The sequence below is a fragment of the Streptomyces sp. AV19 genome, assembly GCF_015999245.1.
Classification (GTDB): domain Bacteria; phylum Actinomycetota; class Actinomycetes; order Streptomycetales; family Streptomycetaceae; genus Streptomyces.
The window spans coordinates 1-13,286 of the sequence record NZ_JAEAMR010000005.1 but is presented as its reverse complement, the minus strand read 5'-3'; the positions used below and the strand labels follow the sequence as shown (position 1 = coordinate 13,286).

Sequence of the window (13,286 nt, the reverse complement as noted above, 5' to 3'; positions counted from 1 at the left end):
TCCTCAACGGCCCGGACTCGATCGCCGTGCGCTGCCCCGTGTGCGGCCGCCGCTTTCTGCCAGGCCGCGGACACCGCCGCGACGCCATCTTCGACCGGCCGGCCTGCCGCGTCGCGGCACACCGCGCGCGCCGGTCCGGGGAAGCCCCTCCGCGAAGGCGTTACACCGAACTCGCCGGTACAGAGCGCCGTCGGCCCCCTGACCAGCACGGACACGCTCGCCGAGTAGGGGACGGCCGGTCACGACCCGGAAGAAGGCCCCCTTCATCTCTGATCATGTCCGCCCGTTGCCCGGAAGTGGATCACCTCGTTGGGCTGAACGAGTGAACGCCGCACACGGCACGCCGACGGCAACGTGCCGCCGGCTCCGGGTGCGGCGGACGGCACGGAGAGGGGCGGGCCCGGTGGGGCGGGATCTTGGGCTGGACGCGGTGGTCGAGCACTTCACGCTGATCGGCGACGAGCTGGACTGGCTGCGGAACAAGAGCGGGGCCACCCGCCTGGGCTTCGCCGTCCAGCTGAAGTTCCTGCCCTTCCGGGGCCGCTTTCCCAAGACCCGCATCGAGCTGCCCGCGGACGCGGTCGCCCACGTGGCCAACCAGGTCGGCATCCCGGCGGCCGACATGGCGCTGTACGACTTCACCTCGCGTACGGCCAAGCGGCACCGCACCGAGATCCGGGAGCTGACCGGCTGGCACGAGTGCTCGGTCACCGACCAGATCAAGCTCGCCTCTGCCCTGGTCGACGAGATCTGGCACGACGAGCGCCGGCCTGAGCAGGTCCGGGCCGAGCTGTACCGGCAGATGCGCGAAAAGCTGATCGAGCCGCCCACCCCCGACCAGGCCGCCGCGATCGTCCGCTCCGCGCTGCACCAGGCCGACGAGCGGGCCATCGCCGAGGTCGCCGCCCACCTGGCCGAGGCTGAAGGCTGCCCGCGCCGCTTGGACGCGCTCGTTTTCACCGGCCTGCCTGGAGCAGAAGCGGCGGAGGACGACCTCGCCGAGACCGACGAGGACCAGGACGAGGACGACCCGGTGGAGGCGGTGCTCGCGCAGATCAAGGCCCACCCGGGCAACGTCAGCCTCGCCTCGCTGCTGGACGAGATCGCCAAGCTCTTGCAGGTCCGCGCCGTGGCTGTCCCGGAGAAGGCGTTCGCCGGGATCGGCGTACAGGTGGTGAGCGCCTGGCGGGCCCGCGCGTCAGCCTCCTCGCCCAGCCACCTGCGGCGCTTTACCCCCGCGGTGCGGCAGGTACTGCTGGCCGCGCTGCTCTTCCAGCGGCAGCGCGAGATCACCGACACCCTGGTAGAGCTGCTGAACTCCACCGTGCACCGCATCAACGCGCGCGCGGAGAAGAAGGTGACCGAGGCATTCGTCGCCGAGTTCACCCGCGTGCGCGGCAAGGCCGGGCTGCTGGGAAAGATCGCCACCGCCTCTCTGGGCGCCCCGGACGGCTCCGTACGCGAGGTGGTCTTCCCGGCCGCCGGCGGGGAGAAGACCCTCAAGGACCTGGTCGCCGAGATGAAGGCCACCAACGCGGCCTTCGCCCGCTCCAAGCGCGAGGTGTTCAAGTCCTCCTACAGCAACCACTACCGGCGCGGGCTGATGAAGCTCCTCGGCGTGCTTCAGTTCCGCTCCTCCAACGACACGCACAAGCCCGTCATCAAGGCGCTGAAGCTCATCGAGGAGCACAAGGACGCCTCCACCACCTACCTGCCCATCGGCGCGGACATCCCCCTCGACGGCGTCGTACGCAAGGACTGGAGGGAGTTCGCCGTCCACACCCCCGCCAAGGGCCCCCAGCGCGTCGTGCGCACGGTGTACGAGGCGTGCGTCTTCCAGGCCCTGCGCGACCGCCTGCGCTGCAAGGAGATCTGGGTCGTCGGCGCCGACAAATGGCGCAACCCCGACGAGGACCTGCCCACCGACTTCGAGACCCGGCGCGCGGAGTACTACGAGAAGCTCAACAAGCCCCGCGACGGCAAGGTCTTCACCGCCCAGCTCAAGCACGAGATGCGCCAGGCCCTGTCCGCCCTGGATGCGGCCCTGCCGAAGCTGCCGTGGGTGACCATCGACGGCAAGCGCAAGAGCGGGGCGATCAAGTTCACCGAGCCGGAGCCGCAGAAGGAGCCGAAGAACCTCCGCCGGCTGAAGAAGGCGATCCGCAAGAAGTGGGGCACCGTCGCCCTCATCGACATCCTGAGCTTGTTCTTTTTCTACCAAGATCGGCCGGGTCTGCCGATGGCCTTGAGGGTCTCGGGGCGTTTGACGGTTTTGCCGACGTCGTAGCGGGGTGCCCGGTGCTTGTTCTTGGTGCCGGGCGGGCGCCCGGGGCCGGTGCCGCGTGGTTGAGGAACACGGGCCGGACAGAGCAGGTGGGCTCGGATGTTCCTGAACCCCCGGCGGACCCGGGCCGGGGTGAGGCGTTCGGGCTTGGTCGGCTTCTCCCAGGGCCGGCGGAGGTCGGCGGCCAGCGGTCGGGCGAGGCGGAGCTGGGTGTGGGCGACGACCACGAGCCACGTCCAGCGGTCCGCGGCCTCGGGGGTACGGACCTTCGGGGTGGTCCAGCCGAGCGTCTGCTTTGTGAACCTGAAGGTGTGCTCAAGATCGAATCTCCTGAGGAATACCTGCCACCACAGATCCACGTCTGCCGGGGTAGCGCCGGTCTTGGAGGACCACAGCCAGACCGGTGGGGCCTCGCGTTCCTTGGAGAGGTGCTCGACCTTCAACCGGACCAAGGTGCCCTCGACAATGGGGAGTTCACCGTCGTGCTCCAGCCAGGCCGAGCGGTGGGTCAGCCTCGGATGGACCCGGTCCCACGCCTGGGTCTCGGCCTTGCCGTAGTTGGTGGTGTCGGTGACGGTGGTGATCGCCGCCTCGGGCCAGGTTTCGGGTTGGGCGAAGCGGAACTCCTTGCCGTGCTTCGGTGGCCTGCCGCCCTGGGGGTAGGCCAGGGCGTACTCCTTGAGCGAGGGCTTCGGCAGCCGCATCACCCGGTCACTGCGGATCCGCCCGACCAGCTCGACAGGAAGGTCCCGCAGGACCCAGGCCAGGCGGGTGACGTCGTAACCCGCGTCCATGACGATCGTGATGTCCGGGTCGCCGGGCCGCCACTGGCCGGCTGAGATGAGCCGTTCGGCCACGGCTCGGAGTTGGGTGGCGGTGATGGCGGTCGCATCGTCTTCGGGTCCGAGCCGGACCACGTCCAGGATCGAGGTCCACGAGGTGGCTCCCGGTTCGAGGACGGCGACGAAGGAGTACGGCCAGCCCGGGATGAACTGGGAGGCGGACTTCGCCCGGCCGTAGACGTGGCAGAACAGCCGGTCTGCCGAGCACGGCGCGTCCGAGCGCAGCCACGGCGACACGTCGACCGCCAGCACCAGGCGCCCGCCCTCGAACCGAGGCAACGGCAGCCCGGCGAGCAAGGTCCGCAGTCTCCCGACATCGATCCGGCCCCGGCTGAGAGCTCCGTACAACGCGCCGTGCCCACGCCGGTGCTCGGGCACCATCGTCAGGTCCACCGGTGAGGTGACCGGCCCGTCGACGCACAACAGCGCGTCGGCCAGTTCGAATATTTCGTCACGCCGGGCGGTCAGACACTCGTAGAACTCTGCCCGGAAGCGTGACGCTTCCGCGAACGCTTCCCGCCGGGCATCCGGGCACACCACACTCATGACAACGGCCTTCGACTGGTTCTCCTCGTGACGGAGCACAGGATCAGACGAAGGCCGCCCTCATGTCCGGCGAATGCCCAGGTGAGTGACCGTGTTCGGGACACCGTTCGAGACCAGAAGAAAAAGAACAAGCTTAGCGTTCAATCCTGGAGCAATACCGGCGGGACCCCGGTCCTGGACGGCGCCCGCCCCCGCCGTCCGCGGTGGCGCCGCACGACCGACCGCGCCGCCGGCTGAGGCACCCCCGGGGGATCCGCGACCCGGCACGGCCCGTTCGGGGACGGGCCGACAGTCGGCTCAGATCCGGTCCACCCCCGCAGCCGGAAAGCCCCCGGCACCGCCGCGCCGCGCGCTACAGTGTGACGTGCGGTCAGTGGGCCGTGGGCCCGGCTCGCGGCCCGGCACGGATCCGGCCCAGACCGGACACCGCCGTAGGTGCCTCGCGCCGAGCCGTCACCAAAGTCTTCGCCGTCACCCTCTGGCCTCGCTCGTGCGGGCCGGTGAGTCTGGGATCGCCGCCGCCCGCAGGAAGAGCCGACATGCCGAGGCAGCACGCGCGCAAGGAGGACCTGGCGGCCCTCAAGGAAGAGCTCGGGATCAAGCACCATGTGGCCGTCGCGATCCTGGACCACCCCGAGCGGGACCGGATCCAAGAGGTGATGGCTCAGGACCGGGACGTGCGCACGGTGGACGCCGCTGTCGCGATCCTTGAGGACCCCGGCAATCAGTTGCTGTGCGAGACCTGCGGCTGGACGAACAGCATGGTCTGTCCCGAGTGCCCCGGCTGCGGCTGCTACAACGACCAGTGCTCTGGCTGGCGCCACAGCGAGTACCAGGAGGAGATGGACGCCGCCACCGGTGAGGTCCGCGAGTACGAGTGCGAGTGCGGCTGGTACGGCTCCGGCTTCCACTGCTGCGACTGCGGCGCCGACCACGAGTACCACTGTGTGTGCTGAGGCGGGCCCGACTCCGGGCGCGGTGGCCGCGCTCGTCGAGCGGTACCGGGTCGCGGTCTTCCCGCTGCCGCCCGGCGGCCGGCGTCCCGCCGGTCCGGGGTGGCACGGCCGGTGCCTGCACGATGCCGCCCGCGTACGCGAATCGTGGCCTCCGGGCCACAACATCGGCGTGGGGTGTCGGGCCTCCGACGTGGTCGGCCTCGACCTGGACGGCCCGGAGGGTATCGCGTCCTTCGCGGCCCTGTGCGCCGTCGGCGGCCACCCGGTCCCCGCCACCCTGACGGTGCGGACCCCGGGGGGCCGTCACCTCTATTTCCGGGCCCCCGCTGGGCGGATCATCGGCAGCACGTCGGGCGGACGGGCCGGCCTCGGTCCCGGGATCGACACCCGCGGGCCGGGCCGTCGCACCGGCGGATATCTCATCGGTCCCGGCTCCGTCGTCAACGGCCTCCGGTACACCGTCGTCCGCGACGCCCCGGTCCTGGACCTGCCCGGGTGGCTGACCGACCGTCTGAGCACCCCCGCACACCGCCGATCACCTATGCCCGCGGCCGGGGGGCACCGGCCGTCCGTGCACCCTCGGCCCGGACGAGACAGAGAGGACGTCATGACGCCGAGCGTCGCGCGCCTGTTCTTCGGCCGCTGGCCGATCCCGGTCGAGCTGACCGGTGCGGAGCTCCGCCCATACGGTTCCGACGGAGACATGCAGCTCTCCGGCTGGGTGCCGACGGCCCGCGACGGCGAGGTGCCCGCCGCGCCGGACCGGTGCCTGGTCCGGGCCGAGATGTCCGGCCACCCGCCCTTCGCCGTGGCCCAGGTGGACGTCGACGTCACCAATTACGGGGAGGCGCACACTTTCGTATCCGTCACCTGGGAGGCGGGGGAGGAGCTGCCGCCGGCGGCCGAGGGCGACACCGGCGACGCCACCGTCCGGCGGCTGCGGCGGGAGGCGGCGGACCGGCGGCCGACGGAGGTCCTCGCCCGGCGCCTGGTCCACTGGGCCGCCGCGCTGGCCCGGGGCCAGTACGTGGCCGCCGAGGTCGTCGCCGAGGCCGGCGGCGCGCTGACCCGCCGTCACCTCGATGCCCTCGCGCGGCACCCCGCCGCCCCGGAGGGGGCTCCCGGCCCCGGGGCGGAGTTGCTGCGCGCGGTCCTCGCCGCCGACGGCGTCCTGGCCACCACCGCCGGCGAGACCCGCCGCACCCTGGCCGGGTCCGGCGGCACCGCGGCGGCGCTCGGCGTGCTGGGCCTGGCCACGCTCCCCGGGACGCTGCCGGACCGGGACGCGGCGGACGTCGTCGTCTACGCCACGGCGGGGCCCCTCGGCGGTCTGTTCCGCGCGGCGGCCGCGCTGGCCGACGGGGCGCCGGGGGCCGGTGAGCGTCTCCAGGACCTCGCGGACGCGCTGCCCGCCCGCGTCCCCGGCCCGGCCCGCTGAAGCTGCCTGCGGGCACCGCACCCCGGCCCGGCCGGCCTGTGTCCGGGAGGCCGTCCCCGCGCTGGTGAGGGTCGGGGGCCGGGGGTTCAGTCTGCGGACCGTGCGGCGGCCCGGAGTTGCTCGGCGACGGTGGCCGCGGCCGTGCGGCGTGCCTCGGTGAACGGGCGCCCGGCGGCGGCCTGGTCGAGCAGGGCCGCGGCCGCCTGGGCCAGGCCGGCCGGCACGGCCACGCTGCGCAGGATGTCCAGCACGGCGTCCACCTCGTCTTCGCCGCGGTCCTCCGGCGGTATGTCGGCGGCGGGCTCCTGGTGCTCGTCGTCGGCCGCGAGGTGGGAGTAGATGGCGCCGAGGCCCTTACCGAGGACGCGGGGCGGGGGAGTCGTGGTCACGGAGGCAGTCTCTCGCACTCCGCCCGGACGTCGTGCCCGGCGGATCCCGCCGCGGCCCGCTCATGCCGGTCGTCTCGGCGCCCGTTCCATCAGCGGCGCCTCCGGCGGGGGGCGGGGCGGCGGTCCAGGGTAGTCCTTCACGGCCTCCCATCGTCGCCCGATACCCGGACGACTCGCAATTTTTACCCCCGAACAGGAGCCCAAGATGGACGTGGTGAAGAACGAGAACGGCAGCCACAGCCCGGCTTTCGACGAAAGCTGGGAGCCGATCGAACAACTCCGGTGGCACGCCGAGGCCGTTGCACTCGCGACCGGCTTGCGTATCAAGGTGACCGACCACGGCGGCATCCCCGGCGAGCGCGTAGACCGGCTCGTGTACGGCACGGTGCGCTTCAATCTGACCGTCCGCGGCATGCGAAGCCTGACCTGTAACGGTCCGATGCACTTCGCCGACGCCTGGTCGTTCCTGGACGGCGTGAAGGCCGGAGCCATGGCGGCGGCCGAGGGCCGAGACTGAACGCGGCCGGGTCATCGCTCACACCCCGTTACAGGCCGATGCCGTACAGCGGATTGCTCTCGTCCCATCGCCCGGCCTCTTCGAAGTACGAGGTCAGAGCCTTCGACCCATCCACCCAACCGCCGTGCCGGGCCGTCTCGATCATGTCTTTCCCGGCCTTGCGGGCAGCGGTGGCGAACCCGCGCCGCAGGCTATGGCCGGTCCAGCGGGCGGGGAGGTCGGGCAGGAGGTCGGCGGGCGGGGTGAGGCCGGCGCGGGTGGCGGCGCGGGTGACGATGTCGCCGATGCCCTCGCCGGTCATGCGGCCGTCGGCATCGCCGATCGGCCGGCCGTGGCGGGTCATGGGGTGGGCGATGCGGCCGTGCCGGTCGATGCGCACGAAGAGGGGGCCGGTGGGGGTGCGGCCGTGGGCGGTGAGGCAGGTCCGCCACGCGCGCAGGGCGCGGACGGGGCAGGTGGCGGGGTTGCTGCCGTACGGCACGCCCGGCGGCTGCTCCTTGTTCACCTTGGGCCGGTAGAGCTCGGCCTCGAACCCCTCCTCCACCTCGGTGAGGTCCTCCCAGTTCAGCAGGGCGGCCTCTCCGCGGCGGGCGGCGAGCGCGAATCCGGTGAGCAGGGCGGCGGCGTCGCGGATGCCGATGGGGGTGGTGCGGTCCAGGGCGCCGACCATTTTTCGCAGGACGGGCGGGGTGGCGGCGGTGGCCTTTCGCCGGCGGCCGCGGGGGTCTTTGGTCTCCTTCAGCCGCCGCTCGTAGCCGCGCAGGACCAGCCGGGCCCCCTTCTGGTGCGGCGGCGGGAGTTCGGCGGCCTGGTGCGCAACGGCGATCGACGCCATGGCGCGGTCGATGGACGCGGGTTTGTAGGGTCGGCCGGTGCGGGGGCGGGGGGTGAGGGTGAGCCAGGTGACGTACTCGGTAAGCGTGTCGCCGGTGCACGGCTTCGGGCTCCGGCCGAGGGCGAGTGCCCACGCCGTGAACCGGCGCCAGTCGCCGTCGTACCCTCGGGCGGTCTCCTCCGGAACGCCGGCGGCGACCGCCTCGCGGGCGGCGTCGGACAGACCCGAGCGGGCGGCGGGCACCGCCGGGCCGTCGAGCGGCTCGACGTCCAGGGCGCCGCCGACGGCGGGTGCTTCCGCCGTCGGCGGCGGGGTGTCCGTCGTGCTCATCGGCGTCTCAGCCCTGCGGGGGGGACGGCGTCGGGGTGCGCGTCGGTCCAGTCGAATTCGCCGTCGTTGTGGTGGCCGGGGTGTCCGGGGTCCTCCTGGCACTGGAGCCAGTAGCCGTGATCGTCCGGGAACAGCGCGGTGCAGGTGTCGGGGTCCAGCGCGTCGGGGCGGGGCGGCGGGGTGAGCACGCCGGCGGCGGCCAGGACGGCGGCCACGACGTGGGCGGCGCCGTCGCCGCGCAGGCGGCCGGCCGTGTGCGCGCGGCGGCATGCCTCCTGGTATTCCTCCTCGGTGAGCACGCGGCGCGGGGTGGTGGTGTCGTCCATGAGGTCCCCTCCGGGGGCCGGGGTGCGGTGAGCGCGGGCGATGCGGTGCAGGGTGTCGAAGTCGGCGTCGGTGAGGGGGGCGCCGTCCGGGCGCGCGTAGCGGATGACAGTGCGCTGTGCGGTGGTGGCGTCCATCGGCTCTCCCGGAGGTAGTCCCGCCGGCGGCGGGGTGGGTGCGGCGGGCGGCCGCCGGCCCGTCAGAAGCGGGTGGCGGGATACCGGTTCGAAGAAATTGACATGCTCACCACAACTTCTCGCCCGGCGCCGCTGACTCGTGGTAAGGCAACTTATCAAGAGCCAGCCGGACCGGGCGCGTGACGACGCACTGTGGGCGTCCGGGGCGGCCATCACCGGTTCTCGTCGCGGATCACCTCGGTGATGGCGTCGCACATGCGGATGCCCATCCCGATCTCGTCATACCGGACGCCGAGGCGGGCGATCAGCTGCCCAATCTGCGCACCCGTCAGCTTCTCGGCCGTCACGATCCGGCCCACGGCGGCCGGGTCCATGGCCACCGGCATGAGCCGGGTGATCAGCCTCTCGTAGTCGCACGCGTCACCCATACCGGCAGTCTCCCGGGCCGGGCGCTCACCCCCCGAGAAGGTCACCCGACCGTGGGCCTGTCCAAGCGCAGTGCGGTGACAGGCGGCGTCGGCCAGCGTCTCGGCCCGCTCCTCAACGCCCTGCCAGCCCGGCCCCAGCCCCGAGGATCACGGGCGCCCGGCGTCCTGTGCCGGTGACCGGAGCCGCAGTTCCGGCCGACACCGGGGGCAGGGCTGCACGCCGTCCTCGTCCAGGATCATGCGGGCCTCCGTCTGCCCGAGCGGGGCACCGGCCGCCTCCTGGCAGTCCCCCCGGTGCACCATCCCGCCACCACGGTCACCACGAGCCGGAACGAACCGCCACCATTTCAGCTCCCCACCGGCTGCAGAGCCGGTGGGGGCCGGTTCCGGACGGCGCTCGCGGGGCGGCGCGGCGGCCCGCCCGGCGGCCTGCTCCTCCAACCGCCGGATCCGGGCGTCAACCCGCGCGAGTTCGTAGCTGAGATATGCCCGAACCACCCGGAGCCGCTCGATATCGGGCGGTAGGGAATCACTCGGCACATTCTCGCTCATACGTTCGACTATACGGTGTCGGCCTCGTCGCCCATGGCGTGCGCCGCCGTGTAGGCGTCCAGGGCTGCGCGCAGTTCCGCGCGTTCGCGCTCGGACCGCTCGCGGACGGCCTGTAGGGCCCGCTCGTCGACGACGGCCGCGAGACCGGCCCGGACGATGCCGGTCAGCTGGTCGGGGGACAGGGCCTCGGCCTGGACGGTGGCGGGCATGCGCTCACCACGCCGGTCGGTCTCCTTCTGCGGCACGGTCTCCAGCCCGTACGCGGCCACCTGCTCGACGGTGACGGCGAGCCGGCGCACGGCGGGCGGCTCGGCGTCCATCTCTTCCACGAACGTGGCCACGTCGTCCGCGGCCGCGTCCACGATCGACCACCCCGACGGGTCCAGGTCGCCGAGGCTGAGCACGGTGGTCGGGAGCGCGCGGCGGGCGATCCGGCAGGCGGCCTCGTGCTTGGCGCCGACCGACTCGAACCCGCCGGAGCCGTAGACGGTCACGCCGAACCCGGCGGCCACGCGGGCCACCATCGGCATCATCCCGGCGCTCTCCACCCACAGCTCGGCCGCGCGCGGCTGGCCCTCGGCGAGCGGACAGTGGTAGTCCTCGGCTGCGGCGGCCACCGACCGCCAGAAGTCGGCCGGGCCGTCGTAGCCGGCGCCGGGCCCTATCACCACGGCGCGATCGTCCCGGATGTCCTCCATGCGGATCAGGCCGGCCCGGCGGGCCCGGTTCAGGTGCTCGGTCAGCCGGTCGTACGCCCGCTCTTTCTTCTCATAACCGTACAACCCGACCATGCGGTAAAAAATCTGCCGCCCGGACATCGGCAGATGGTCCCGGTACTCGTCCAGGATGGCCTGCACCTGCTCGATCAGCCGCAGCGTCGCCGGCCGCGGCCGCCACGGCGCGAACCCGCGCGGCCGGGTGCGGCGGTAGTGACGGCCCGAGACCGTGTCACGGCCGTGCTCATGGCCGCCATCCCGGCACCGTACCGCCCTCGCGCACTCGTATGCCCTGCCACCCGTGACCGAGTCCCCGCCGACGCCCCCGGCCGCGGGCCGCTCCGTCCGCAGCCGGCTTCCCCTTGGCGCTCGGGTCGGCTGAGGGAAGGGCCAGCCGCTCGCGGAGGACGGCTAGGGCTGTGTGCACCGGTGCGAGGATTGCTGCGGCCTCCGGGTGCGCGCTCGTCAGGGCCTGCGCGGTGGTCTCGATGCTCTCCGCCGCGTCCTCGACGGCCGTACGGCTCCAGGCGCCCGGCCCGGTCACGGCATCGTGCAGGTGGCAGGCGGCGTCAGCCAACGTCTCGGCCAGCTCCTCGACGCCCGGCGCCCCCGCCCCGGCCAAGCGATCCATACCAGGGTCAACGACCGATCGCCCTGCGGGCAACGGCGGCACACCGGGGTTCAAGGACAACCGTTCTCAAGCGCGCAGCGCGAGCACTTGAGGGCGGGCGGCAGCGGGGGTGTAGGAGGCACCGCCAGAGGTGCCCTCCCACGAACGTGGCGGGTCCAGCGCCGCCGGGGCGCTGGCGGGGTCCGGGGGCAGCGCCCCGGGCAGAGTGGGTCGCCGGAGGGGCTACGGGCCTGCGATCAACCAGGAGATGAGGGCGGCGTCAAGATCCGCACTGTACCGGCAGACGACGCTGATGCCGCGGCCGCCGGTGGTCTCCGGCAGGACCTCCACCACCCGGGAGTCAGTGTCGGGCAGGCTGCGGCCTTGCCGGGGGTCGGTCTCCAGGGAGACGCGGACGCTCTCGACGGCGGCACGCTCGCCGCGGGTCAGATCGAGAAGGGCCTTCTCGGCAGCGTCGGCGTAGAAGGCGTGCGTCACCGGGCGGCCGCCCCGCCGGCGAGCTTGCGGCGCAGCTCGGCCTCGACGTCCTCGGCCGTCCGCTCCACGGCGGCCGTCCCCTCGGGGTCGAGCCGCAGCAGCACACGGTGCCGGTAGGCCTGCGTGATCTCGCGGACCCGGGGAAGGTCGTCCAGCTCGGCCGCGTCCAACTCCCGCTCGAACGCCTCGGGATCCCCCGGGAAGCCATGGGTCCGCAGGGCCGCCCGCAGCTCACGCAGGGTGCGCATGGGCGGCGGCTCAGGCAGGGGGCGGTGTTCGGTGGGCTGTGCGGTCACGGTGACCTCCGTAGGTTGATGGAACCGACGCTACTCGCCCGACCCGGCGTCGTGCGGCGGTTCGGCGTGCGCTGCGGCGTAGGCGTCCAGCGCGGCTCGCAGCCGTTCACCCTCGGGACCGTGCGGGATGCGGAGCCGTCGCTGACGTGCGAGTTTGAGCACCGCATCCCGGCGTCCGGACAGGTCAGCGAGGTCTGACCGGCTCTTGAGGGCCCTTTGAAGGTCGAACAACACTTGGTACGCGGGCCGAGACAGTCCCCTGCCACCCTGGACGAACGCCTCGATCAGCTCGGCCTCGGCGCCCTCGACGCCCGGCATCGGTACGCGCATCTGCCCCGGGATGTGCTCAGCAGCCGCGTCCTCGGCGGCACGCTTGGCGGTATTCCCCTCCGGCTTTCCGTCACCCTGATCGGCCTTCAGCAACTCCTCTGCGGTGGCCAGGCGCTGCCGCACGGCTTCGATCTCGCGCACAAGTGCGTCGTGTTCCGCCGCGATAGCGGCTCGCTCTCGCTCCGCCGTGGCGTGCAGCTCGGCGGTCCGCTTCTGCTCTCGACGCGCCTCGTCACGCTGGTGGTGGGCCGCCTGTACCTCGCTCAGCAGAGCGTCGCGCTCGTCCTGGTGCTCCTTCCGGGCCTTCCCCAGACCCTCGACGGCCCGGTCCCGCTCGTCCGTAGCTGCTTCCTGCAGCGCCTTCGCCGCGGCCGCCGCCTCCCGCGCCTGGTTCCGCTCCTGCTCCAGCGCGCGCGTGCGGTCCCGCTCGGCCTCCAACGCCTCCTCCGCGGCCCTCTTCCCCCTGAGCGCGGTGTCCCGCACGCCCCTGGCTTCTTTCGCGTCCCGCTCGAACCCGGCCGCTGTCTCCAGGGCATCGTCACGTTCAGCCTGCGCGGCCCGCCGCAACCGCTCGGCTTCCGCAGCGAGTTCGTCCGCCCCCTCGATCCGCCGTGCCGCCGCATGAGCATCCTCGTCCGCCTGGCGCTCAGTCTCGGCCCGAGCCTCCTCGGCCGCCTCGGCAGACTCGACCGCCGCGCTCAGGGACGCCTCCAGGGAGTTCTGCCGGGCCTTCGCCTCGACCGCCTCGGCCTCGGCCTTGGCGACTTTGGCCCGCACCGACATTGGGTCGAGCTCCTGCCGCTCGCGGTGCAGCATCCCCACCAGCTGCGAGGCGCCGGCAATCAGCCGTACCAGCTCCTCGACCGTGTCCGCCGTCGCCGCCGGGGCCCCACCTTCCCGGCCGTCGTTCTTCACGGCCTCGGTCGCGTCCCACATCTTCTTACGACACACCTGCGAGCAGTACAGGCGCGGCCGCCCCGTAGCCGCCGGCGTGAAGAAGTTCGTACAGCCGTCCCGGGCACACTTCCGCATCCCGCGCTCGGCGCCCTCGCCTGCGCTGTCGTCCCTCGTCTCGGAACTGAACGTCTCCGTCATGAGGCACAGCGTACCAACGTTCCGTTCCCCATCTCGGTGTTTCGTGAAGAAAAAACGGAACGGAACCAAAACCAGTTTAGTTCTGTTTCGTTTCGTTTGATCGGTATGAAACGGAACGCAGATCTAATCCGCGGCCGCTTTCGCGCCCCGTTCCGTAACGCGT

General features: G+C 72.4%; 15 protein-coding genes. 4 read left to right on the top strand and 11 right to left on the bottom strand.

The genetic code is table 11. The features are described 5' to 3' along the window. Positions 1-403: 403 nt before the first annotated feature. A complete protein-coding gene (locus I5Q34_RS07335) occupies positions 404-2,287 on the top strand; it encodes a DUF4158 domain-containing protein (RefSeq protein WP_199891362.1) in 1,884 nt (627 codons plus the stop codon). Here the strand turns inward: I5Q34_RS07335 and I5Q34_RS07330 are convergent. Next, positions 2,215-3,672, bottom strand: a complete 1,458-nt coding sequence (locus tag I5Q34_RS07330) for an NF041680 family putative transposase (RefSeq protein WP_199891361.1) — start codon at positions 3,670-3,672, stop codon at positions 2,215-2,217. The genes I5Q34_RS07335 and I5Q34_RS07330 overlap by 73 nt on opposite strands. Positions 3,673-4,211: 539 nt before the next feature. On the opposite strand from I5Q34_RS07330, the gene I5Q34_RS07325 reads away from it, so the two are divergent. Beyond that, the gene (locus I5Q34_RS07325) at positions 4,212-4,628 is read left to right on the top strand and encodes a hypothetical protein (protein ID WP_199891360.1); all 417 of its coding nucleotides are present in this window, start codon (positions 4,212-4,214) and stop codon (positions 4,626-4,628) included. After that, a complete protein-coding gene (locus I5Q34_RS07320; RefSeq protein WP_199891359.1) occupies positions 4,618-6,066 on the top strand; it encodes a bifunctional DNA primase/polymerase in 1,449 nt (482 codons plus the stop codon). The genes I5Q34_RS07325 and I5Q34_RS07320 overlap by 11 nt, the downstream gene beginning before the upstream one ends. Positions 6,067-6,152: 86 nt before the next feature. On the opposite strand, the gene I5Q34_RS07315 is transcribed toward I5Q34_RS07320, so the two are convergent. Beyond that, entirely contained in the window at positions 6,153-6,455 is a 303-nt protein-coding gene (locus I5Q34_RS07315) for a hypothetical protein (protein ID WP_199891358.1), read from the bottom strand. Positions 6,456-6,660: 205 nt separating this feature from the next. Here I5Q34_RS07315 and I5Q34_RS07310 point away from each other — a divergent pair, with 205 nt between their 5' ends. Next, positions 6,661-6,972, top strand: a complete 312-nt coding sequence (locus I5Q34_RS07310) for a hypothetical protein (RefSeq protein WP_199891357.1) — start codon at positions 6,661-6,663, stop codon at positions 6,970-6,972. A 28-nt stretch (positions 6,973-7,000) separates the two neighbouring features. On the opposite strand, the gene I5Q34_RS07305 is transcribed toward I5Q34_RS07310, so the two are convergent. The 9 genes from I5Q34_RS07305 to I5Q34_RS07270 all read right to left on the bottom strand — a co-directional run bounded on the left by I5Q34_RS07305 (position 7,001) and on the right by I5Q34_RS07270 (position 13,123). Beyond that, complete coding sequence (locus tag I5Q34_RS07305; RefSeq protein ID WP_199891356.1) at positions 7,001-8,137, bottom strand: integrase; 1,137 nt, start codon at positions 8,135-8,137, stop codon at positions 7,001-7,003. Further along, complete coding sequence (locus I5Q34_RS07300; RefSeq protein WP_199891355.1) at positions 8,134-8,598, bottom strand: hypothetical protein; 465 nt, start codon at positions 8,596-8,598, stop codon at positions 8,134-8,136. Before I5Q34_RS07300 ends, I5Q34_RS07305 begins: the two co-directional genes overlap by 4 nt. A 212-nt stretch (positions 8,599-8,810) precedes the next feature. Then, on the bottom strand, positions 8,811-9,026 hold the full coding sequence (locus tag I5Q34_RS07295) for a hypothetical protein (protein ID WP_199891354.1): 216 nt from the start codon (positions 9,024-9,026) through the stop codon (positions 8,811-8,813). Between the two features lie 147 nt (positions 9,027-9,173). Further along, the gene (locus I5Q34_RS35975) at positions 9,174-9,578 is read right to left on the bottom strand and encodes a DUF6233 domain-containing protein (RefSeq protein ID WP_374192986.1); all 405 of its coding nucleotides are present in this window, start codon (positions 9,576-9,578) and stop codon (positions 9,174-9,176) included. A gap of 8 nt (positions 9,579-9,586) precedes the next feature. Next, entirely contained in the window at positions 9,587-10,435 is an 849-nt protein-coding gene (locus I5Q34_RS07290) for a hypothetical protein (protein WP_277965799.1), read from the bottom strand. Positions 10,436-10,538: 103 nt separating this feature from the next. Next, positions 10,539-10,925, bottom strand: a complete 387-nt coding sequence (locus I5Q34_RS07285) for a hypothetical protein (protein WP_199891353.1) — start codon at positions 10,923-10,925, stop codon at positions 10,539-10,541. A 222-nt stretch (positions 10,926-11,147) separates the two neighbouring features. Next, positions 11,148-11,402: a hypothetical protein gene (locus I5Q34_RS07280; protein WP_199891352.1), complete on the bottom strand. Its 255-nt coding sequence runs from the start codon at positions 11,400-11,402 to the stop codon at positions 11,148-11,150. Beyond that, on the bottom strand, positions 11,399-11,698 hold the full coding sequence (locus I5Q34_RS07275) for a hypothetical protein (protein ID WP_277965800.1): 300 nt from the start codon (positions 11,696-11,698) through the stop codon (positions 11,399-11,401). The genes I5Q34_RS07280 and I5Q34_RS07275 overlap by 4 nt, the downstream gene beginning before the upstream one ends. A gap of 30 nt (positions 11,699-11,728) precedes the next feature. After that, entirely contained in the window at positions 11,729-13,123 is a 1,395-nt protein-coding gene (locus I5Q34_RS07270) for a hypothetical protein (protein ID WP_199891351.1), read from the bottom strand. Between the last annotated feature and the right edge of the window lie 163 nt (positions 13,124-13,286).